The organism is Paenibacillus sp. FSL H7-0323 (assembly GCF_038002725.1).
In the GTDB taxonomy this organism is placed as follows: domain Bacteria; phylum Bacillota; class Bacilli; order Paenibacillales; family Paenibacillaceae; genus Paenibacillus_AQ; species Paenibacillus_AQ odorifer.
Genome location: NZ_JBBODB010000001.1, coordinates 1,262,065 through 1,285,744, shown reverse-complemented (window position 1 = coordinate 1,285,744; position 23,680 = coordinate 1,262,065). Strand labels below are relative to the sequence as shown.

Annotated in this window: 18 protein-coding genes; 4 read left to right on the top strand and 14 right to left on the bottom strand. The window is 43.4% G+C overall.

What is annotated here, in order from left to right; all coding sequences use genetic code 11:
- Nucleotide 1: 1 nt before the first annotated feature.
- The 5 genes from MHH89_RS06065 to MHH89_RS06045 all read right to left on the bottom strand — a co-directional run bounded on the left by MHH89_RS06065 (nucleotide 2) and on the right by MHH89_RS06045 (nucleotide 7,299).
- Nucleotides 2–895: an ABC transporter permease gene (locus MHH89_RS06065; RefSeq protein WP_076190487.1), complete on the bottom strand. Its 894-nt coding sequence runs from the start codon at nucleotides 893–895 to the stop codon at nucleotides 2–4.
- Nucleotides 896–1,074: 179 nt separating this feature from the next.
- Entirely contained in the window at nucleotides 1,075–3,435 is a 2,361-nt protein-coding gene (locus tag MHH89_RS06060) for a glycoside hydrolase family 95 protein (protein WP_076280648.1), read from the bottom strand.
- A 170-nt stretch (nucleotides 3,436–3,605) separates the two neighbouring features.
- The gene (locus MHH89_RS06055) at nucleotides 3,606–5,420 is read right to left on the bottom strand and encodes a hypothetical protein (protein WP_341086587.1); all 1,815 of its coding nucleotides are present in this window, start codon (nucleotides 5,418–5,420) and stop codon (nucleotides 3,606–3,608) included.
- Between the two features lie 289 nt (nucleotides 5,421–5,709).
- Entirely contained in the window at nucleotides 5,710–6,693 is a 984-nt protein-coding gene (locus tag MHH89_RS06050) for an aldo/keto reductase (protein WP_076184577.1), read from the bottom strand.
- Nucleotides 6,694–6,708: 15 nt separating this feature from the next.
- Complete coding sequence (locus MHH89_RS06045) at nucleotides 6,709–7,299, bottom strand: SDR family oxidoreductase (protein WP_076278455.1); 591 nt, start codon at nucleotides 7,297–7,299, stop codon at nucleotides 6,709–6,711.
- Nucleotides 7,300–7,455: 156 nt separating this feature from the next.
- Here MHH89_RS06045 and MHH89_RS06040 point away from each other — a divergent pair, with 156 nt between their 5' ends.
- Entirely contained in the window at nucleotides 7,456–8,364 is a 909-nt protein-coding gene (locus MHH89_RS06040; RefSeq protein ID WP_076278454.1) for an AraC family transcriptional regulator, read from the top strand.
- Between the two features lie 568 nt (nucleotides 8,365–8,932).
- Here the strand turns inward: MHH89_RS06040 and MHH89_RS06035 are convergent.
- Nucleotides 8,933–10,429: a glycoside hydrolase family 43 protein gene (locus tag MHH89_RS06035; RefSeq protein ID WP_312150646.1), complete on the bottom strand. Its 1,497-nt coding sequence runs from the start codon at nucleotides 10,427–10,429 to the stop codon at nucleotides 8,933–8,935.
- A gap of 143 nt (nucleotides 10,430–10,572) precedes the next feature.
- On the opposite strand from MHH89_RS06035, the gene MHH89_RS06030 reads away from it, so the two are divergent.
- Nucleotides 10,573–11,436 carry a helix-turn-helix domain-containing protein gene (locus MHH89_RS06030; protein ID WP_076125669.1) on the top strand — a complete coding sequence of 288 codons (864 nt, stop codon included), beginning with the start codon at nucleotides 10,573–10,575 and terminating at the stop codon, nucleotides 11,434–11,436.
- 460 nt (nucleotides 11,437–11,896) lie between these two features.
- On the opposite strand, the gene MHH89_RS06025 is transcribed toward MHH89_RS06030, so the two are convergent.
- Entirely contained in the window at nucleotides 11,897–12,877 is a 981-nt protein-coding gene (locus tag MHH89_RS06025) for an aldo/keto reductase (protein WP_341086584.1), read from the bottom strand.
- A gap of 352 nt (nucleotides 12,878–13,229) precedes the next feature.
- On the opposite strand from MHH89_RS06025, the gene MHH89_RS06020 reads away from it, so the two are divergent.
- On the top strand, nucleotides 13,230–14,360 hold the full coding sequence (locus MHH89_RS06020) for a glycosyltransferase family 61 protein (protein ID WP_341086582.1): 1,131 nt from the start codon (nucleotides 13,230–13,232) through the stop codon (nucleotides 14,358–14,360).
- A 76-nt stretch (nucleotides 14,361–14,436) separates the two neighbouring features.
- Here the strand turns inward: MHH89_RS06020 and MHH89_RS31285 are convergent, their stop codons facing one another.
- On the bottom strand, nucleotides 14,437–14,664 hold the full coding sequence (locus MHH89_RS31285) for a dihydrofolate reductase family protein (protein ID WP_051490997.1): 228 nt from the start codon (nucleotides 14,662–14,664) through the stop codon (nucleotides 14,437–14,439).
- Nucleotides 14,665–14,779: 115 nt separating this feature from the next.
- Here MHH89_RS31285 and MHH89_RS06015 point away from each other — a divergent pair, with 115 nt between their 5' ends.
- A complete protein-coding gene (locus tag MHH89_RS06015) occupies nucleotides 14,780–15,259 on the top strand; it encodes a TetR/AcrR family transcriptional regulator (RefSeq protein WP_341086580.1) in 480 nt (159 codons plus the stop codon).
- Between the two features lie 319 nt (nucleotides 15,260–15,578).
- Here MHH89_RS06015 and MHH89_RS06010 read toward each other — a convergent pair whose 3' ends face one another.
- The 6 genes from MHH89_RS06010 to MHH89_RS05985 all read right to left on the bottom strand — a co-directional run bounded on the left by MHH89_RS06010 (nucleotide 15,579) and on the right by MHH89_RS05985 (nucleotide 23,609).
- Complete coding sequence (locus MHH89_RS06010; RefSeq protein WP_341086578.1) at nucleotides 15,579–17,438, bottom strand: ABC transporter ATP-binding protein; 1,860 nt, start codon at nucleotides 17,436–17,438, stop codon at nucleotides 15,579–15,581.
- A complete protein-coding gene (locus tag MHH89_RS06005) occupies nucleotides 17,425–19,164 on the bottom strand; it encodes an ABC transporter ATP-binding protein (protein WP_341086575.1) in 1,740 nt (579 codons plus the stop codon). Before MHH89_RS06005 ends, MHH89_RS06010 begins: the two co-directional genes overlap by 14 nt.
- 18 nt (nucleotides 19,165–19,182) lie before the next feature.
- Nucleotides 19,183–19,668 carry a nitroreductase family protein gene (locus MHH89_RS06000; RefSeq protein WP_076184571.1) on the bottom strand — a complete coding sequence of 162 codons (486 nt, stop codon included), beginning with the start codon at nucleotides 19,666–19,668 and terminating at the stop codon, nucleotides 19,183–19,185.
- Nucleotides 19,655–20,047 (bottom strand): hypothetical protein, encoded by a 393-nt coding sequence (locus MHH89_RS05995; protein WP_076217567.1) that lies wholly within the window; start codon nucleotides 20,045–20,047, stop codon nucleotides 19,655–19,657. Before MHH89_RS05995 ends, MHH89_RS06000 begins: the two co-directional genes overlap by 14 nt.
- A gap of 201 nt (nucleotides 20,048–20,248) precedes the next feature.
- Nucleotides 20,249–21,853, bottom strand: a complete 1,605-nt coding sequence (locus MHH89_RS05990) for a response regulator (RefSeq protein WP_076280654.1) — start codon at nucleotides 21,851–21,853, stop codon at nucleotides 20,249–20,251.
- On the bottom strand, nucleotides 21,843–23,609 hold the full coding sequence (locus MHH89_RS05985; RefSeq protein ID WP_076125688.1) for a cache domain-containing sensor histidine kinase: 1,767 nt from the start codon (nucleotides 23,607–23,609) through the stop codon (nucleotides 21,843–21,845). Before MHH89_RS05985 ends, MHH89_RS05990 begins: the two co-directional genes overlap by 11 nt.
- Nucleotides 23,610–23,680: the final 71 nt, after the last annotated feature.

The window sequence follows — 23,680 nt, the reverse complement described above, 5'->3', positions numbered from 1 at the left end:
TCTAGTAAAGTCCATCCCCTGATGCTTTTTTACTAAGCGTATTCCCGATCATGACTAGCAACAGTCCGACGACCGATTTAAAGAGGCCTATAGCTGTTGTATAGCTGTATTGCTGATCAATAAGACCCACTCGGTATATATAAGTATCGAGAATATCTCCATTGGTCTCATTAAGCGAATTGATAAATACAAACACTCGCTCAAAGCCAAAATCAAGGAAGTTACCGATATGAAGCAGGAACATAATCATGATAGTGGGCAAGATCGTCGGGATCGTTATAGATAAGGTTTGTTTCCAACGATTTGCTCCGTCAATCCGAGCCGCTTCGTACAGCTCAGGATTCACAGCAGCGAGTGCGGCTAAATAAACAATAGTTCCCCATCCACTGTCTTTCCATATGCCTGTTCCAACCAGGATGGTACGAATATACGAGTCCTCGCCCAGAAAATAAACGGAGTCGAGCCCAAAAGTATTTAAGATCTGGTTCACGATACCTGTCGTTGGGGACAAAATGCCAATCATAATCCCCCCAATAATGACCCATGAGAGAAAATGGGGCAAATAAACGACGGTCTGCAAAATCCGTTTATAGAAAGCTTTTCTCACTTCATTAAGAAGGAGGGCGAATATTATGGGAACCGGAAACGCAAAGACCATATCATATAGGCCGATCAGGATAGTATTTTCAAGAATTCTCAAAAACTCTGGATAGGTGAACATCCGCCGGAACTGATCAAGGCCAACCCACGGACTGCCTGTAAAACCTTTGAATATGTTGTAGTTTTGAAAGGCCATGATGGATCCCGCCAAGGGTAAGTATTTAAATACGATAAAAAAAATAATGCCCGGAAGTGAAATGAGATACAGCGCTTTATATTTGCGCAAATTGGTCATTCGTCTTTGGAATGGGGAAAGATCTGGCCTGCTCGCTGGCAATGCGGCTGGCACTTGTTGTGGCATAAATATCGCTCCTTTGGTTGCAGTTTGGATTTTGTTGTATGGCTAATGTTAATCCAATATCCAGGTCTTCAAAATGGAGATTTTTCGGCTTGCCTGTGTTTTATTACGATTGACTATTGTGCACGAATCTTGCGGGACTTCCCTGCAACCGAAGAAAAAGTATATTCGAAGCCCTGACCATTGCTAATAAGAAATTGTTCTGGCAGATCGAGCGGAACGGCAGACCAAATTCGATATTCAGCGGTAACCGTAGAGTGAACCGTCGCTTCATCAAGCTTTCCTTGGCTCCAAGAAAGATCAACGGTAAAACCACCTCTTGCTCTCATCCCCCTTATGCTGCCTGAAGACCACTCCTTAGGAAGGGCAGGTAATAGTCGAAGTTCTCCTCGTTGGGATTGCAGCAGCATTTCTGCTACCCCAGCTGCTCCACCAAAGTTTCCGTCTATTTGAAAGGGTGGATGGCAGTCTAAAAGATTCGAATACGTGGAGGAGGTTAACAGTTTAATTAAATGCTCATAGGCTTCCGCACCCATACCGAGACGGGCATAAAAATTGACGATCCATGCCCTGCTCCAGCCGGTATGACCTCCACCTCCGTCAAGGCGGCGTTCAAGCGTTCGCCGGGCTGCTGCGGCAAGCTCAGGGGTGTGCCTCATGTCAATCTGTTCCCCCGGATGTAATGCGAACAACTGAGAAATATGCCGGTGACCTGCGTCTTGCTCTTCGTAGTCAAACAGCCATTCCTTAATCTGTCCATGACTGCCCACACTCGGCTGTGGAATGTGTTCAAGCGTCTCATGTAGTTCAGAGAGAAACATTGTATCTTCTTCTCCGATAATTAATGCCGCTTCTGAACAGGCGGATAGCAATGTATATGCGATTTGCAAATCCATGGATGGTCCCATACAGAGGCTGCCGTTGCTTCCGTCCGAAAGTAGGAAGCGGTTTTCCGGGGAGACAGAAGGCCCAGTAATTCGTAAGCCACCTTCCTCTACCATGTAATCAAGCAGAAAAATCGCTGCTTCCTTCATCACTGGATAGGCCCTTTCCTTGAGAAAAGAAAGGTTCAGTCCAAACCGGTAGTGTTCCCACAAATGAAGGCATAACCAAGCAGCACCCATTGGCCAGACCGTGCAGGTAATTAGGATGCCTTCTGGTCGGGTTTCCGCCCATAAGTTAGTGTTATGATGAGCAACAAAACCGCGACAGCCATACATTTCTTTTGCCGTTTCTTGACCGTTCAACTGCATCCGTTCGATCAGATCAAACAGCGGTTCATGGCATTCAGCCATATTTAGGACTTCGGCAGGCCAGTAATTCATCTGGAGGTTAATATTAATTGTATATTTTGATTCCCATGGCGGGGTAAAGCTATCATTCCATATGCCTTGCAGATTAGCAGGCAACGTACCTGGTCGAGAACTGGAAAGCAGTAAGTAGCGCCCATACTGTACATATAGTGCAACTAGTCCCGGATCACCAGACTCATTGGGATTGCTTCTTTCATCTTTTGCTTGCTGTAAACGCTGTAATCTCTTATCGGTAGGAAGCTCAGCGTACGGGTCTCCATCCTTAGTTAAATCGATTGAAAATCGAGCAAACCGGGACTTGTATTCCTCCTTATGCTGCTTTATTAGAGTTGCAAAAGACTGAGCCGTAGCTTGATCCAATTGCTCTAGACAGGCTTTTTCAGGTTGATCTACACGGAAGGTACTCTGCGCTGCCAGCATAAGGGTGACGGAGTCTGCCCCCTCAATAGAGATGTAATCCCCGATGAGCCTCTGGCGGCCCCCTTGTTGAACTGCCCTTAGTGCTGTGCAAAAGCGAACGCCATCCGCTCCGCATTCCCCATTCATTAAAACTGTGTTTGCAGGACCAGTGCTACAGCCGGTATCGAACGGACGACGCATAAGATTCGCAGCCAACGTGATCTTGCCAAGTCTGTCAGCTGTCAATCGGACTAGCAATACACCGTCCGGTTCACTTATAAAATATTGCCTGTAATAGCGAACCCCGCCACAACGGTACGATACCGTAACGACCGCTTGCTCCAAGTCGAGCTCCCGCTCGTATTTTTCTATAACCTCACTGGAATCCAGAAACTTTAAAATCAAATCTCCAAGTGGCTGGTACGGCTGCTCATATTTTGGTGAAGCAGTCATAGCCATTCGTGCCAAATGTTCTGCCTCCGCCTGCCTGCCGTCTTTCAGCATTTGCCGAATCTCTGTTAAATATGGCTGAGCTGCAGGATTAGCTGCACGTCCAGGGCCGCCGTACCAAATTGAATCTTCGTTAAGCTGGATTTTATCTTGGCCGATCATACCGGACACCATTGCCCCGAGGCGCCCATTTCCTATGGGAAGAGCCTCATTCCAATTTGACGCCGGGCTTGTATACCATAATCGAAGACGTTCTGATTCCTGCTTGGTTGCCGGTAATGCTACCTCTTGTTTCGCTCGTCTTCTTTCACTCAACTCTTGTTCACCTGGCCTTTCCTATTTTCAGTTCATATCATTCGTCAGTAACTCCACTTCCTATGCTACTCTTGATCCTGATGTCTCTCCATGGCATAGATTGTTAGGGGTTGTGTTTTTTTATGATCCAAACTAAAAAGGATGCGGAAAATTCCGCACCCTACTGTAAATTATTTTTTTATATTATTGAGCGCATTTCGACCTAAACGTTCCGTCAGCTGCTGCTTGTAGAGACTATTAATGACGACATGTTGACCGCAACTGCACCAATATCCATCTTCACGGGGCCGGGAATCATAATCGTTAGGAAGCAGTCCGGGTATCTTGCTACCAACATGGCCAATGGCGTAGTTTTGAGCGGTTGGTGGCCGCTGTAAAGTGAGCTCTCCTTGTGTATTCCAAGTCACATAATTCGCACCTGCCCAGCCATGTCCGCTGCCTAACCACGCCCTATCCCGAATAGAGATGGGAGCTTTGATATTATCGAACAGGCCTCCGACTGACCAGCGATGATGAGGTTCACTGGTGTTATAATTTTCAACAGCTTCTCCATCCAGAAATACATTCGGCCCCGGTACCCAGCTATCGACGGTGAACGCATGCCGCGCCGTCTCTGTATAAATACGTTGAGCGAGATTTAGCTGGCCCATCTGATGTATGACATAACGGCGACCCCCAGTAACCACACTGATCATATCGTACATTTGACAGTCCTGAACCGTAACCCATTTGGAATAACGCTTCATTTGAACGAGAGAATAGGACAAATGGTAACCTCTCACCTCTCGAACCCAGCCATTCTTCACACTGTTGAACACGACGAAACGTTCAGCATGTTTTTCGTCCGCATAATAAGGATCTGTTGTATCGTTATCCATCTTAATATCTATAATGCTTGGGTCAAAATCGGACTCTACCCTCATTTTCTCTACCCCCACCTGCTGAATGCGGGCATGGTCTGTATATTTATAGATCTCTCCGCCGCCCCACTGACGTTCGATAGCATTCGCCAATGGGGCATCGACCGTAATCGTATTACCTACAATAGCAGTGATGACTCGGTCAAAATCCAGATTGAACGGTGACCATTGGGTTACGGTTCCACCCGGGCGCTTATAGATGTTATCCATACCAATTTCGTGAATCCAGTTTTTATTACCTATTCTGCGGACTATGATCTGATCGCCTACATTGTAAGCACCCCCGTCTTCTACATGGAAAGAACGCGAGCCTGAGGGCACATACAAATCTGAAATCATCTGCTTCGAGTTGCTGTCCAGCATAAGATCTGCATTTTCACCAATTTCAATTAGATTTCGCAGTTTCGCTCCGGTACCATAGAGAATAGTGCCCTCTTTGTCCTGACCTTCACCGCGAAGGACGATCCCGCTTGCTTTAATGAACAACGTGCCTCCGACTTCATATCTGCCTTTTTTCAAAAGGACTGCCCCGCGGAATCCGTTCTTATCGAGCGGGAGCATAGCCAACTGGTCAATTGCCACCTGAATACGGTCCGTCGCGTCTCCGTCCAAGGGTAGAACGGTCGACTTAACGGGAATATTCGGGATCTCAACACCACCACCCCTATAACCCGCATTAGAAAAGTCCAAGATCCGATTACCTCGATAATCACCGATATACATCATCATTCCATCGTTACCAAGGAAAGCGATTGTGCTCTGTCCCGCGGGGATGCTCTTTGGATCCAGCACGGTAAAATAATATGAGTCATACTGAGGAGCTTTTCCGTCCTGCTTGAGGGTCATTCGCAGTTCATAAGTACCCAGTAGATCAGCCGTGCCTAACGGTGTCCATTCCATTAACGAGTCTTTAACCATAGGAGTCTCAGGCAACTCAGTCACCAGTTTCGTTCTATCAAAAATCAATTCACAGGCAACCCTTCCGTTAACACACGGTGTGAAGGAAACCGTCGGGTACACCTGACTTGGATTGAGGATGGCTGGTTGGCCAATTTCAGTATTCATGTGCGTATGCTTCAATGTGGAATTAATAATAAAGAGTTCATCTCCTTTTCTATATTCACTCTCACATATCGGATACATATTACCTTGGCTTAAGAAGAATTAACATGTCATTTTTATCGATTGGAATGTGTTTTCTTATTCACCTATTTATGCAAACCCTTGCACCCGCATGGTGCTGAGCAACGATTAAGCCAAACTAAAGACAAGTTTCTAAAGGCACTAAATGGTAGATGAAAGTTTAGCTTAGGTAAAAAAAAGGCGCGATCCCCAAGGGTATCACGCTTTTTATCTAGCTTAGATTTCCTATAACTGGGTGTGGCACATAAGGCTCTTCCAGACTCGCTATTTCACTTGGCTCCAGCTTCACTGATACCGCTGCAACGGCGTCCTCCAGATGATTTGCTTTGGTTGCACCAATGATAGGCGATGTTACTTGCTCTTTTTGCAGAACCCAAGCAAGCGCTACTTGGGCACGTGGAATCCCGCGCTTTGCCGCAATTTCGGCAACTACCTCAACAACCTTGCGGTCAGCCTCAGCCATTTTTGCATAAAATGCCTTTCCGACTTCGTCTATCTCTGAACGAGCTGTTTGTTCATTCCAATCACGGGTTAGTCGACCTTTAGCAAGCGGACTCCATGGGATCACACCGATTCCTTCTTCCCGGCAAAGAGGCAACATTTCCCGTTCTTCTTCCCTGTAGAGTAGATTCAAGTAATTTTGCATAGAGACAAATTTAGTCCAACCGTTACGCTCAGCAACATGCTGTGCCTGCAAGAACTGCCAAGCATACATAGAGGACGCTCCAATATATCTAACTTTACCTGCCTTTACTACGTCATGAAGGGCCTCCATGGTCTCTTCGATAGGAGTGTCATTATCCCAACGATGGATCTGGTATAGGTCCACATAATCTGTGCCCAGCCGTTTTAGACTGTTGTCTATTTCGGTCATAATCGCTTTGCGTGAAAGTCCTGCTCCATTTGGTCCCTGATGCATCCGGAAAAACACCTTTGTAGCAATGACTACCTCATCGCGGCGAGCGAATTCTTTTAAGGCACGTCCGACAATTTCTTCGCTTGTTCCGTCAGAGTATACATTAGCCGTATCAAAGAAGTTGATGCCAAGCTCCAGTGCTCTTTTAATAAAGGGTCTGCTCTGCTCCTCATTTAGCGACCACGGAGCCATTCCACGTTCAGGTACTCCGTAACTCATACAACCAAGACAAATTCTAGATACATCCAAACCAGTACGACCAAGTTTTGTATATTCCATTAGTTTGTGTCTCCTTTAGATTTTGGGTTTGTTTACTCCTAAACTGCGGCGAATTTCCATATCTGGTGACTCGGCCAATTTAACAACTAATGCAGCCACACTTTTTCGCGACACTTCTCTCCCTTTAAAAGGTTCACCTTTCTGAGTTATTTCGTAGTCTATCTCGTCTTTATAGGTAAACCATCCAGGTCTCAGAATTGTATAGTTAAGATTTGAAGCTTCAATAATTTCTGCAGATTTACGATATGGATCCAATATACTGCTGTACTTCTCTCCTGGAACTTCATCGTAAATGCCCATTGAGCTGATAAAAATCAAACGTTTAAGACCAGTGGTGTTCATTGCTTCAACGATAGTCTTAGACATTTTCTCCAAATTACCTGCCAGATTAGCATAAACAACATCTTGCCCGATCATCGCTTCTTTTAATTGCTCACTATCCAACACATCTCCTTCAACTACTCGAGCACGGCTGGATGTTATATGGCTTAATCTGTCCGAGTTACGGAGATAAAGTGTTAAGCGGGCATCGGTTTCGTTCAAAAACAAATCAATCGCATGTCGTGCAATTCCGCCATTAGCTCCTATGATCAAAACATTGCTCAATTTCAAAACCCCTTTCTTAGTTCTAATTATGCGATAAATGAAGTGAACGCCGTTATCTCAATTATCTTAAATGATTGCCTATTCCTCTCACTATCACTAACACAAAAGATGTTTTTACTTTATAATTGAATAAGAACAAAACATTAGGAGGAGCACATGTCTAAAGAATTACTAGAGCGGAAAGAAGAACTCGCCAGATTGATTGAACATCATTCGAGCCAGGATGGAGTATATGAGACCGCTATCCCCTCATTGTTTGTGATTCGTAACTCCAATGTGACCGAGCCAGTATACAGAGTATACAAACCTTCTTTATGTTTCATTGCGCAGGGAACAAAGGAGATCTTATTGGCCAAGGAGCGTTTTGAGTATGGTCCCGCAAATTATCTAATATCATCAATGAATTTACCCGTTATCGGTCAGATTATAAAAGCTTCTCCCAACGCACCCTATTTAAGCTTTAAGCTAGAATTCACGCAGAGTCAGATTTTGAAAGTACTAAATGATTCCGAATTTAAACTCGCTCCGAAAGAAAATGCTAAGCGAGCTATGTATGTCGGGCAGATAGAGTTATCACTATTGGATGCGATCCTAAGATTGGTACGTTTGCTGGATGATCCCAAGGACATTCCGTTTTTGGCTCCGATTTATACTGATGAAATTCTATACCGGCTTCTGCAGGGACCCTATGGAGTTACACTCGCTCAAATTGCGATGGAAGGTAGCAGCACCTACCGCATTCGGGAGGCCATCGAACAGATTATCGAGAACTGTGATAAACCTTTGCGGATTGAAGAGCTTGCTGAAACAGCCAATATGAGTATTTCTTCGTTCCATAGACACTTCAAAGAGGTAACTGCCATGAGTCCTATTCAGTTTCAAAAGCATCTGCGCTTACAGGAAGCTCGCCGCCTTTTATTATCTGAATCAGCGGATGCAGCGGATGTCGCGTTCCGTGTTGGCTATGAAAGTGCATCACAATTCAGCCGCGAATATTCTCGGATGTTTGGTTCACCCCCTAGAGCAGACATCAAGCGTTTGAAGGAAGATATGCTCATTGGATAAAAGCGAACGTGTTCTTCATTCACAATATGGAACTATCAGCTTAACACCAACTTGTATGGGTAACCTTTGCGCACACGCTGATTCTATCGGGCTGGTCCTATCAGGTTTATCCTATCAGGTTTATCCTATCTGCTGATCACTATCGGACCCAGGGGACCTTAAACGCAGTATTATCTCACATTTGGGATGCTAAAGGACCGCATAGCCGCTATTGGCTCAAAAAACACTCAATAAGAATCTATTTCGAAGTAATAGCTGCATTGGGGTCCGAAACTATGCTTAAAAAGTGATAAATACGCAAATAACGTCCTCTGAGTCCTTAAGCCTAAGAGGTTGATAAATACAAGCTGAGGCAGACAACCAACGACGACAAAAAAACAACGATATCCAAACAACAACAACAACAACAACAACAACCAAAAAACAACATCAACAACAACCAATAAACAACTAAATCCAACAACCAAAAACCACAAAGCAGCGATTCATCCATACTTGGAGAATCGCTGCTTTGTATTTTTCACAAGCTAACACTGCTTTTTCTGACGATCACGTAGCCGACCGCCTTTTATTTCTTTTGATAGCTAAACCAATCATAATAAGCAGTTGTTCCATAAGGAGAGTAGTTATACATGCCGAAGAATACTCCAGTAAATCCGCCTGCGACTTCAGTAGATATCAAGTGTGTCTCGGCTTCGCCAAGCAGATGCCATATTTGATCCACACCTCGATAGTAAAATATATATTTTTCAGGTAATACCTGGATTCTCAATTCTACCCCTGTTCCTTCGAAAGCCGAAGAATATGCCACATCACTAATGCTCCCTACCTGTCTGCGCAGCGTAATAACATTTTCACCTTCCATCTGCGTTAGTCCAATTGCGTAGTGATACTTCTGATCCATAAAAACTACAAGACCAGCTTCGTCACCCTCAAGAGGGCTAAATTCCATTTTGGTGGTAATTTCACAATTCAAATGCCGCTGTCTACAGCCAATAAAAGCAGGCGTACCCTTCTCATTTAATCTCACATCTGATCCACGTAAAGCTAGCCACCCTCCCCGTTCCTGCAATGACCAATCCACCTTATTAGCATTACGTATGAAATTCCAGCTCATTCTTAGGTCAGATTGATCAAAATCGTCGGTTTCAGGCTCTTCTTCCCACGGCATTGGTGAAGGCAGGTCAGCTTCCATTTCTAAACCAACCACTCCGTTATCACCAATCATTGGCCACCCCTCCTCCGTCCACTGAACAGGAGCCAAATATGTCTCTCTGCCAAGATGATGATGGTAAGGATAACCTACTGGTCGAATCCCCAGAAATACCGCCCACCAGCTACCATCCTGTGCTTCAACTAAATCGGCATGCCCTGTAGCTTGAATGGGGTAATCTGAACTTCGATGTGTCAAAATGGGATTGTGAGGAGACGATTCATAAGGCCCATATGGCGATCTACTTCTTGCAATAGTCTCCATATGTCCATATTCTGTCCCACCTTCCGCACACATCAAATAGTAGTAATCGTTTATTTTGTAAAGATGTGGACCCTCAGGGAATTTCCCTCCGCTGCCAGTCCAGATCAAGCGTGTATCGCTAAGCTTTTGACCCGTTTCAATATCAATCTCACATTGGTAGATCCCCATCCCTTGCTCGGAGCCTGTGCTTGTGAAATAAACCTTTCCATCGTCAAAAAACAAGGAGGGATCAATGCCTTCTTGATCCACATAAAGTGGATTCGACCATTCGCCTGCCGGGTCATCCGCCCAAACGTAGAAATGACCTCCGCTATCCTGATTTGTCGTAACCATATAAAAACGACCGTTATAATAACGAAGAGTCGGCGCCCAAACACCTCCGGACACCACGGATTCATCAAATTGAAGCTGATTCTCACGAGTCAAACAGTACCCAAGCTGCTTCCAATGCACCAAATCCTTGCTGTGCCAAATGGGTATTCCCGGAGAATAGGCAAATGAACTGTTTACCAGATAATAATCCTCGTCTACTCTGCAAATGCTTGGATCTGGATAAAACCCCGGGATAATCGGATTGTTATATTTCATGTAGTATTCTCCTTCTCTATCTTAATCACTGAAACCTATGTCAAGGATTATACTGCTTCAACTGGATAGAAAGCCTTGATTATTCGGTCCTAAAATAGCATGATATAGACATTCATCTAGACAAGCTTTTGGAGGGTAACGAGTTGAGTGAATTTTATTTAAAATGGTTTACATCTGATCGTCAATTTCCATTTTTCATTCAATACGGCTATCACGACGAAGACACCGATCTACATAGACATGCGGACTTTTCAGAGCTCGTAATTGTATTGAGTGGCACAGCTACACATATTGTTAATACTGAGGAGTCTTTTATCAAAAAGGGAAATGTGTTTGTAATTAATGGTTCGACCCCGCATGCTTTTAAAGATCCTCAGGATTTCAAGATCTGCAATGTTATGTTTCAGCCTGAATTGCTATCGACGGCCGGAGCGGATTTGCGGACATCCAACGGCTTTCAAGCCTTATTTGTGTTGGAACCCCTGTATCGTCATAAACATTCCTACACAAGCAAACTCAGCTTGCCGATTCCTAACCTGGAGTATGTCTCTTTTCTCATTGCGGGTATGATTGAAGAATATCACAACAAGCTACAGGGTTATCAGACCATGCTGGGCTCCAAGTTTATGGAACTGGTCGTCTATTTGTCCAGACATTATGACCCACAGGAAAAAGGGATTCAGGGGAACCATCTGATGCATTTGGCGAATGCACTCTCATATATGGAAGATCGTTATCTTGAGCCGTTAACACTGGATCAGATCGCCAAACATTCGGACATATCAGTCAGACACTTAAACCGGATCTTTCGCTCCTACTATCAGACAACCCCGATCGCTTATCTTCATCGTTTACGTCTGGAACGGGCTTGCGGGTTATTAAAGCATTCTAATCTCAGTATCACCCAAATCTCACATGAATGCGGGTTTAGTGATAGTAATTATTTTACTCGCCAATTCACTAAAATCTATGGGATGTCACCCAAGGTCTATAGGAACAAGCTTTGAGGGTAAAAAAAGAACACCAGGCAGCGATTCTCCTATTATTGGAAAATTACTCCCTGGTGTTTTTGAATTAATACGCATTACCTGATCAGATTATGGGCAAGTGAATATAAACAGACTAATGGTCGCTAATCGCTTATAGCAAACCTTGGACTTGAAGCGATCGGAAGTTCCTCTCCGCATTCTTCTAGCTCTACGTCTTAATCGAATCTGGAAAATAACTGCATTCTATACACTTATTCCGTACGCAGAAAGAACCTTCATACTTTAACTGCACTTTATACAACTAAAAACAACCAAACCTACCTAATGGGTAGAAAATCAAGGAAATAGATGTACGAAGTACACTTATATCCCCGAGCTGAGTGATTTGAAGGAATATAGCTGTACGAAATACAGTTAAACGTTGGTAAACAACGCTGACTTCGGCTCTACGGGATTATCCTCCCCCATTGATTATTTATTAATTAAAACCAACGATGGAATGTGGTACATAAGGCTCCTCTAAAAACGCAATTTCTTCAGAGGTTAAAGTAATGGATAACGCACTTACTGCATCTTCGAGATGCGATGTTTTTGTAGCCCCGATGATAGGTGCTGTAACTGGTTCTTTTTGAAGCAACCAAGCAAGAGCGATATGAATCCGTTGAACACCGTGTTTGTCGGCGATTGTCGCAACTCGCTCCACGACTAATTGATCGGTATCGGCAGTTCCATCATATTTAGATTTTTGAATCTGATCAGTTTCTGAACGATGAGTTGATACCGCCCAGTCTCGCGTAAGTCTTCCTGATGCAAGGGGACTATAGGGAATAACACCAATATTCTCTTCCTTACAAAGCGGCAACATCTCTCGTTCTTCCTCACGATAGATAAGATTGAGATGATTTTGCATAGATACAAATCGGGTCCAACCGTTTTTCTCCGCTACATATAACGCTTTTTGAAACTGCCAAGCATACATTGCTGAGGCACCTATGTATCTTGCCTTACCAGCCTTCACTACATCATGAAGAGCTTCCATCGTTTCTTCTATAGGTGTGTGATAATCCCAGCGATGAATCTGATATAGATCTACATAATCTGTTCCCAATCTCTTGAGACTCTTATCAATCTCACTCATAATTGCTTTCCGGGATAATCCTGCTCCGTTCGGACCTTCATGCATACGGTTAAAGACCTTAGTTGCTAAAACAATCTCGTCTCGATTGGCATAATCCTTAAGCGCTCGTCCAACGATTTCTTCACTTGTTCCATCGGAGTATACATTCGCTGTATCAAAAAAATTAATACCCAGGTCAAGCGCTTTTTTTATGATAACACGGCTCTGCTTCTCATCAAGCACCCATTGATGGATCCAACGTTCGGCAACGCCAAAGCTCATACAACCTAAACACAGTTGGGATACGTCCAGCCCCGTTTTTCCAAGTTTTGTATATTTCATTTATCTCGAATCCACACTTTCCAATTAAATTGTAATATCTTAATGCCCTATCTTAAAGGGGTACATATTAATTCATAAAACAGCTCCAACGCATACCGATGAAAAGGAACTGGGGAATAGTTAACACTTCCGGCAGTACATTGCACCTAATCGATGATTTAAACGGCGTTTGAATAAACTGAATTTATATTCAATCCTGGTCCATGTCAAGCCTATTAATCAAGTAATAACAGCATTTGAATCAAATCTTGTTCATCCGCCTCTTTCCGTGTAAGTCTGTGTCCGAAGATTCTTCATTTCATAAAATAGCTTAATAAGGTTTCTGCGCTTCTACTTGGGAATATGAGGTGACATGATGTTATTTTCTGCACAAGGGGTACCACCCCAAGGATATTACCAAAGCATCTGGGACTTTACTTCCCACAACGAAAACAGTACAAAGGAAGCTGGGAATGTCGTTCCTTTTGACTTCGGACGGGCGGCTGAGTTCAGAGCGCCTAAAAGCATTGAAACGAGTATTGCTCTAGCACTAACACCTTATTGTTTAAAGCCCTTTGGCGGATACGTTGCCACCATTTCCAGAGGGAAGGTATGGGGAGAATCTGGTGCCGTTCTAACACCAGAAGGGAAATTGATCTTTGATCTTTCCCAAGAATATGATGCCAAGCAATATAGGATGCTTGAAGCAGATGAGCACCCAGTGTTTCACCGGTGGAACGGTCCGCAGCTTCAATATTTTGCCGGGACCGCGGCGGTGTTAACCTTTTGCGGAGCCCATAACTATTTTCATTGGATGTATGATGTGCTTCCTAGATTAGCGATGCTTCAATCGAGCGGAATCACTTATTCCACTATTATCATGAATCCAAATCCGTATGGACCCTTTGTGGAACAAACGTGGACCATGCTTGGGATATCCGAGTCATTGGTGATCCGGACGAATTCAGAAGTATATGTTCAGGCTGACCGGCTACTTGTCCCTTCCTTAATGATGAATTCACATTATCCTCCTTGGACCACGGATACACTGCGAAGATTTTTGTTGCCGCATAGAGAAACAACACTAGTCACTCCAGAACGTTTTTATATCTCACGAAAAAAAGCAAGCTCAAGACGGTTGGTTAATGAAGATGATGTCATCCGCTGCCTTGAGAATTTTAATATCGTACCGATTTGTCTAGAGGACTGGACGGTTGCCCAGCAAATCCAATTATTCGCCTCAGCGAAAGTAATCGTAGGTCCACATGGTGCTGGACTCGCTAATCTGGCTTTTTGCCAGCCTGGAACACAGGTCATTGAAATTTTCCATGCCCAGCACGTTGTTCCAACCTATTGGATGATCAGCAACCATAATAATCTCGAATATTATATGGTGTACGGGCAAGGTGTTCCCGATCCTGCGATTCGTTTTCCAGGACTGGAGGACATCTATGTGAACGTAGATCGTCTGAAACAAACGATGCATCTGGCAGGCTTGGAATGAGAAGATTGCTTACTACTTTCTCGAATTCAAAAAGCGCAAAGCATATTTTGCTTTGCGCTTTTTAAGAAACATAGATTTAATCACGCCGTGTTACATACTTCAACCATAGCCCATCATCCGCAAGTTTTTCTACACTCTTCAAGCTAAAATTTGCTGGGGGCTGTTGTTTCATAGATGCATCCATTTCAAATAAGGTCACAGAATTAGAGGCACCATCTGCGATGGGAACTATAACCAGGCTCAACTCATCAATTAAATCTTCATTCAGGAAAGACCCGTTTAAAATGCCCCCACCCTCCAGCATCAATTCATCGATTGAGAATAATTGAGTACTTCAATAATATGATCCTCTGTTCTATTGTGACTTCCTTCTGAAATTCAAAACTCAAGATGCGCTTAAAAAGGCTGTTATTGAACTAATGTCTGAGAAAAATTTTGACGACATTACCATACAGGATCTCTCCGACACAGCAAATGTAAGCCGGGGAACGATCTACCTTCATTATCTGGATAAATATGATTTGTTAGATAAACTTATCGAAGAACATATAGAGGTCCTAAGAACACTTTGTGAATCGGCGTCTGAATTGGATTTTATCGAGGCAACGTTGACCTGGACGGAATACTTCGATAAAAATTATTCTTTCTTCTCTATGATGCTAGCGAGTAAAGGTGCTCCTTATTTCCGAAATCGTTTCTTAAGCTTTCTTCTCGATGAGTTTAGACATGAAGTAACTACCACCGAAGGCATAAACGAAGGGTTACATGAAGAGGTTATTATTAGTTTTGTTGCATCGGCTTATGCAGGGGTAGTGGAATGGTGGTTCAAGAATGAAAGACCTGTGACCTATCAAGTCTTGGCTGAACAACTCGGAACGTTATTAGAGAGGAATTTATAAAAAAAAAGCGGCGATTCTCCTATAATAGGTGAATCGCCGCTCTTTTTTATCGGGCATTAATTACGCCGATAGATTACACATCTTTTTAAGGACTTCGGTCCCAGATGACGTTATTTGGTAGTTTTCAGCTCTTGAAGCAGGGCTTCGGACCTCAAGGATGTTATTCCTTAGAAAGTGACTTATATTTGGTGTTTTTCACGCCAATAGCTGCAGTGGGGTCCTTTAACATTCTGAAAATCAGAAAATCTCGCCTTTAAGGTCAGAGGAGTCCGATAAAAGCATCTACTTACAAATGTTATCGGTTCAAGTAAAGATTCTTTTAAATCGCTCGTTTGAACTGGGTATTGTACAGCTCGTAATAAACACCTTGCAGCGCAAGAAGCTCTTTATGACTGCCTTGCTCGGCAATTCCGCCACCCTGAATAACGAGTATACGATCAGCATCCTGGATGGTACTAAGCCTATGGGCGATCACAAAGCTTGTTCGTCCCTTCATTAGCTTTTCCATCGCCTGTTGAATATGCATTTCCGTACGTGTATCCACACTGCTGGTTGCCTCATCTAGGATCAAAATAGCTGGATCAGCTAGAATGGCGCGGGCAATCGTTAAAAGCTGACGCTGGCCGTGGCTCAAATTACTGCCTTCCGCATGGAGAATAGTCTCATATCCATGCGGCAGTCTATTGATAAAGGCATCTGCATTGGCCAATCTTGCCGCTTCCTCTACCTCTTGGTCTGTCGCATCAAGACGTCCAAAGCGAATATTTTCCCGAATCGTTCCCGAGAATACATGCGCGTCTTGCAATACCATTCCCAATTGACTACGAAGTGCATTTTTATCCAGCTCTCCAATATCGCGGCCATCAATGAATATGGAGCCGCCGCTCAAATCATAGAATCTGATCAGCAAGTTGACAATGGTCGTTTTTCCAGCTCCCGTTGGGCCAACAAGCGCAATTTTCTCTCCGGGTTTTGCTTCAAACGTAACCCCGCTCAGAATCGGTGAATCCGGCTTGTAAGCAAATGAAACGTCTTTGAAAATAACGTTCCCTTTTAACCTTGGCAGATCGTCACTTTGTTCATCACCGTCACCGTATTCAGATGGCATATCCATAACTTCAAACACACGCTCCGCACCAGCAATTGCCGACTGAATTAGATTGTACTGGTTAGCAAGATCGGAGATCGGTCGTCCGAACTGTTTGGAATACGTAAGGAAGCTAACGATTACGCCAACCGTAGCCATATTATGAAAAGCCATCCAGCCACCCACCCCGGCAATGATCGCAAATCCAAGGTTATTAATCATGTTCATAACCGGTCCCACTAATCCGGAAACAATTTGTGCCTTAATGCCGACTTTATTCAACTCTCCGCTGATTTTGCGGAACCGTTTCACTTCTGTCTCTTCCCTGCTGTATTGTTTGACTACTTTTTGTCCGCTGATGGTTTCTTCGATAAATCCACCCAACTCACCTAGATGGCGTTGCTGATTTTTAAAATAAGTTCGACTTAAACCTATGATTTTACGGCTGGACAATAACACAAGAGGGATCGTTATCAGTGAAACTACGGTCAACGGAACGTTCATCATTAACATGATCACTAGTGAACCGCTTAGGGTGATCAAACTGTTTAATAACTGGGTCACACTCTGATTAAGTGTACTGGATACGCTCTCTATGTCGTTGGTTGCCCGGCTCATTAGTTCTCCGTTAGCTTGCGTGTCAAAAAACTTAATCGGTAGCTGTTGATATTTGCTGAACAGATCACGACGCAGCTCAAACACGGTATTCTGTGAGACGGATGTCATAACATAGGCTTGCACCCAAGCAACCACACTGCTTAGACCATAAATACCTATTAGGAGTAGACAAAAGCGAATAAGACCCTGATAATCGTGAGGAATTACGGCAGTATCAATCGCTTTACCGATTAGATAAGGCCCGATCAACGAAAGGATTGCATTCAACACTGTAAATACATACACAATGATTAACCCGAACCGCTGGCGGTTCAAATACATCCAGATGCGTTTGAGTGTTCCCGCTTGATTCTTAGCGCGTACGATCGGCACAGCTCCGCCGCGTCCAGGGCCAGATCCCGGTCCAGATCCAGGTCCGAATCCGCCTGATCGATTAAAAGGAGTGGTGTTCATGCCATTATTAAGCTTTGACATAAGGCACCTCCTCTCCCTTCATCTGTGATCTCCAAATATCTCTGTATATTTCACTGCTGTTCATAAGCCCATCATGTGTACCTTGTACAGCAATTCGGCCGTTTTCTAATACCAGAATACGATCAGCATCAATTACAGAGGTGACACGCTGAGCTATCAAAATATTCGTGCTGCTGCGCAGCCGTGTTTTTAACATCTGCCGGATTCGTGACTCTGTCGCTGCATCGAGCGCACTAGTGCTGTCATCCATAATGAGGATTGTTGGCTGAATTAAAAGTGCCCGTGCAATCGAAAGCCGCTGCTTTTGCCCACCGGACAGGTTAATGCCACGCTGGCCGAGCTCTGTATCGTAACCCTGTGGAAGTTCTAAAATGAAATTGTGAGCTTCAGCGGCTATTGCTGCTTCTTCCACTTCCTCATCTGTGGCATCCGGTCTGCCATATCGGATATTATCGCGGATAGTACCGCTGAACAGAATAGCCTGCTGCATAACATATCCGATTCTGCTACGCAAATCTTCCAGAGCAATCATACGAGTGTCGGAGCCATCAATTGTAATGGATCCAGAGGACACTTCGTAAAACCGGGGAATGAGGCTGACCAATGATGATTTACCAGTACCGGTGGCACCAAGAATGGCCACTGTTTCTCCTGGCTCCGCAGTGAAATTAATATCGTCTAACACTAGATTTTCATCCGAAGGATCATAAGCAAAAGATACATTGTCAAATACGATCCGACCGTTGTGTATGGCATCTTTTTTAGCGTTGGCAACTTCTGTAATCTCACTAATGGTGGAAAATACTTCATTCTCCCGATCGGCAGAAACCTTGGCTCGTGAGAAGAAGGTCAACATATTGCTTAACATCAGCATTGACATCAACAATTGGGTTATATAGTTAATAAAAGCGATCAGCTGACCAACTGGCAGCCCACCGTTCCAGCTTTGCACTCCCCCAAACCATAGTACAGCAACAATACTGGCATTTAGTACAAGCATCATTAGCGGCATATTTAATGACATTAACCGTACCGCTTTTATCGCAATTTCTGTATAATCCTTGTTAGCTGTATTAAAGCGTTTCTGTTCATGGTTAGCGCGGACGAATGCTTTGACTACACGAATGCCTGATAAATTTTCCTGCAACACTGTGTTCACACCGTCTAATTTGACCTGCATTTTCTGAAACAAAGGAAAAGAAAGTCGGATTAACCCATACAATATTAAACTCAAGAGTGGCACGGCAACGGCTAGGATGAGGGTCAGCATAGGACTAATCCGAATCGCCATCACCAAGCTTCCGACTAATAGCAAGGGAGATCGAATACTCCGCAAAATCATTTGCACAAAGGTTTGCAGCTGTACCACATCATTTGTTAATCGTGTAATCAGTGAGCCCGTCTTCAATTGATCCAGGTTCTTATTAGAAAATTTCTGAATATGTTCAAACAAGCTAATCCGCAAATCATTTCCGAAGTTTTGAGAAGCAATACTCGAAAAAATAGTGCAGCCCACCCCACCAATTAGACCGATAAACGCTACACCAAGCATGATCAGTCCGGTCGAGAAAATATGAGACAAATCTTTTGTCATGACACCCTTATCCACAATGCTCGCCATGAGCGTGGGCTGCAGTAAATCCATAGTCACTTCGACCAGCATCAGCAATGGTGCCAACACACACCACACCCAATATGGCCTCAAATAATGCTTAAGCTTCCACATTCCGCCACCTTCAATTGTTTAAGATAAATACGTGATTTTAGAACTAATCGGTGTTCTGGGTTTCGCATTCGGCACTTCCTCCGGATACCCCATTCCAAATATCCCAATAACATCGTAATTTTCTTGAACACTAAGAATCTCACGATTATGGGGCAAAGCCCCCAGCGAAGCCCAATACGTACCTACACCTGCTTCATGTGCAGCTAATAAGAAATTTTGTACGAAACAAGCAGCAGCCATAACATTCTCATCGCGTTCAAACGCAGTTGCGGCAGGCTTAGACAGAACTGCAAAAACAACAGGTGCGTTGCCAAAATCCGTCTTATGCTTTAATTTCGCTCTAGTATTGGGTCCGATGAAAAGAAGCTCCCAAGGTTCGGTCATACGATGATTAGGAGCGTAACTTGCAGCCTCCAGCCATGAATGTAACTCCTCTTCACGAATTGGAGTCTGTTTGAATTGTTTTGTACTTCTACGGGTTTTAATGAGCTCAGTTATTTTCATCTTTTTCTTTACTCTCCTCTTTATTAACATTTGACGTTGTATCTTCTGGAGCGATCTCATGAATCTGAAAGATTTGTTTAAACTCTTCAATGATCGCTTCCGTTGCTTTTAATTCACCGCTAACCACTTGTTTAATCGATTCAAGCTCAGGCTGATTTAACTGCCGCTGTAATGTAGCCCGGTTAACCATAAGCTTATCTAAAAAAGCGATGGCTCTGCCACGGCGAAAAGTTTGAGCACTTTTAGGATGTGGATCCATTGATTCCGTCATCCCATGTTTCATAAAGCCACGATCTCTGTGTTCGCCACGTCCCTCACGATCTCTGTGCTCTCCATGCTCCCTATGACCGCCACGTTTGCCGACATGTCCTTCACGCATTTTATTTCCTCCTTTTGCGGTGTATACATTTGTATACGCGCTCTTCATGTATACAAATGTATACGATAGAAACCATTTCTGTCAAGATCATTTTTCCATTTTGTAACATCATTATTGCTTACTTTATATCTAAAAAAACAATAAAAAACCCGCATAAAGTGCGGGCTTAAAGAGGAAAATTATCAAATTCAACGGAGTGATTTATAGGGAAAAGCTATTTTTCTTATACTCCTGAACGGATACTCCCATTACTTTTTTAAAACAGTTACTGAAGTAAAATGGATCTTTAATGCCGACCTTTTCAGCAATTTGATAAGCTTTCCAATCCGTTTCATTCAGAAGCTTCACCGCTTTTTCCATTCTGCACTTGAGTAGATAATCCGTAAAGCTAATCCCTGTGTCCTGCTTAAAGATCCGGCTAAAGTAACTGGAATTCATGTGGAATTTATTCGATACATAGGATAAAGACATCTCCGGAATGTGCATCTCCTGTTGAATAAAATCTTTAACTTCATGGATAATATTATTAGTTTTTTTGCTTCGTGCCCGGGTTACTTGAGAGGTTACCTTCTCTGTGAGTTCAAGTAATGTCTGTTGCATGTCTGGCAGGCTATCGAGCTCAAAAATCCTTTTATATGGCGAAATATCGAAAGAAAGATTATTATCTAGTATAACTCCCATTTCAGCGAGTGAATTGATTAATGTGGAGACAAATTGGGCGGAAACCAGCCTAGCTCGTTCCACAGAAAAAGCCTCGGACTTCTCCAAATCCTGAAACATTTTCTCAATGGATTGCACAGCCTTGTCTAAGACACCAGCTTTTACAAAAAACAAAATTTCCTCAATTTCAATCGTCTTAACTTCCCAGGATCGGCCCCCGAAATGAATTTCATCATTAAAAAAATAGATAGCGTTACTGCCCTTTAACTTACCATATCTAACTGCCTCCAGCGCCTCTTTATAGGATTCTTTGATCCTATTGAAATCCGTACAGGTACTACCTACGCCAATGTAAGCTTTACATCCTAGCTTTTCATGGAGCGATTGGGCCAGCCACTCTCCAATCTTCGTAAGATTCTGATTATCTTTTCTATTAAGAAGGACAATCCGTTGACTGTTATCAAAAAAAACTTCGATTCCCTCATACTCTTCAAGCGCGTAATCAATAAACCTCTTACAACGCAAAGACTGTAGGATTCGTTGTTCCTCCCCTTCTTCTAAGGGAATTTGAAGTTCAATAAGCATGATTGAAAACAAGCTGTTCGCTGATTCAGGAAAAAAGTAATGGAATCGGCTATCCAACTGATCGGGGTCCCAGAGGCCTGATAGCAAATCATTTAGAAATTTTTCTTTTAGTTGAACGGCGTTTTCATTTAACTGTCGGTTCAGCTCCTGATATTCGTTCCACCGCTCTGTCTCTTCCCGGATTTTTCCATGAAGATCTACCGCAACTCTTCGTACCTCCTCGGCTTGGAGCGGCTTCAAGATAAAATTTTGCACTCCAATGTCCAGGCTTCTTTTTGCATATTCGAATTCGGGATGTGCAGTGATGATCACAATTTTGACTAGCGGATACCTTTCTTTTATCAACCGGCTTAATTCCAGTCCATCCATAAAAGGCATACTGATATCTGTAAATACTACATCCGGTTTCATGGTTTCGATCAGATCTAACGCTTCGCTTCCATTCGAGGCCTCACCTACGAATCTGTAACCAACTGCTTGCCAATCTATAATGATGGGAACAATTTTTCTCGCATTAATTTCATCATCCACAATAATGGCTCTGAGCAGTTCAAGCTCCATGACTGTTCCCCTCCTCAAGCGGTAGTTCCAATTCAATCCGAGTTCCTTCTCCCGGTGCACTGACCAAACTACAATTCATGTCCGCCCCATAGTACAGCTTCAAACGCATCAAAGTACCGCGCAACCCAAAACTGGACTCATTTTGCCCATAGGGCTCAGCTTGCATTTCCCGACGTTTGTCTTCATTCATCCCCACACCATCATCTTCCACGACTAGCTTCAGTCGATTCCCCTGAATACGGGCAAGGATGCGAATCTTACCACACTCCCCTAAAGGGCGAATACCATGATAAAGCGCATTTTCTACAAGCGGCTGAAGCGTCAATTTGGGTATCCGAACATACTCAGCTTCTTCCGGCACCTCAATTTCACTGATGAAAATTTCTGGATAGCGAATATTTTGTATACTCAGATAACTTTTAGTGATCTCTACTTCTTCTCTTAACGTTACTACATCACTGCCCTTACTAAGACTCTGACGATAGAAGGCTGCAAGCTCAGAAATAATCTGGTACGCCTCATTATTATTTCCTGACAAAGTTAAATAGCCAGCTGATTCTAACGTGTTATATAAAAAATGTGGTTTAATTTGCTGCTGCAAAATATCCAATTCGAGTTTCCGAATCAATTTCTGTTCTTCTTTCTCCCGCTTAAGCGCTTGCTCAATGGTCATAATCATATTGTTATACCTATCTTTCAACTGGTTCAGCTCATCCGTTCTCGCCTCGTACCGAACCAAACTGAACTCTCCAATCTCCACTTTTTTCATGGATCGCAGCATATGTAAAATAGGTGTAGTAATGAATCTAGAAATCCAGACGGAACCTAAAAATATAGAAATGAAATTAAACAACATAATCATTAACAGCATCAGATTAAATTGACGATAGGGGCTTTCCCATTCCCCCAAAGGCTGAGCGCTAGTAAACCTCCAACCACGATCCATTGAAACCAGAGAAGAGATCAGATAATTATGATCTTTGATCTTTACGATTTTGCTACTGCCGAGCGGCACATCAAGCATAGAAGAGTTTGTATAAGTCGATAATTCAGGCCGTGTAAAATCAAGGAGTGTCTCATATCCAGTTTCGATCATTAAATCAGGTTTATTATCGTTGATCGAACGTTCATAGCTTTTTTTTAGCTCCTGAACTGTAATGTTCACGACTAATACTCCTATTTTCTTAGAAGTGTTCATGTCGTTTACGATGCGAATCAGAGAAATATATTGTGGATCCTGCTGGGGTTCCTTCGTCTCAAAATTGAAGATACCTCCGGCATTTTTCCTCCAAATTGCTTTTCCGTCTAAGGCGACCGCCTCGGAGTACCATTCCGCTGACTCGATCCCATCTGTTCTGATCGGTTTTGCAGACTGCAAATCAATCGCAAACTTACGTCCTGCATTATCGAATAGATAGACAGAAGAGATAGAGGGCTCTGCGAGCATAAAATCTGACAGAGCCACCTCTAGCTTGTAAGTTAAAATTCCGATGTCGTTACCCGCCAGATCACTGCCCAAAATTTCCTGAACCGTATTGTTCGACACGATCATCTTGGAATAATTATTCGTGCTGTCAAGAAGTGATTCGATTCCGGAATTCATGGCGTTTAAGGTTTGAAGCGATACCTCACCTACCTTTTCCTCGGTGAATTTCTCATTGATTCGTTGGTACATAATACCGCTTGCAATCATGGAAACCACTAATAAGGCCAAGTAGTAAAAAACGATTTGTGATCGGATACGTGCAAACCTCATCGGTAACCTCCTGGCCGACATTAAGCGAATACGGACTTTTATTTATAGCTTCTTCAATACGACACTAGTAT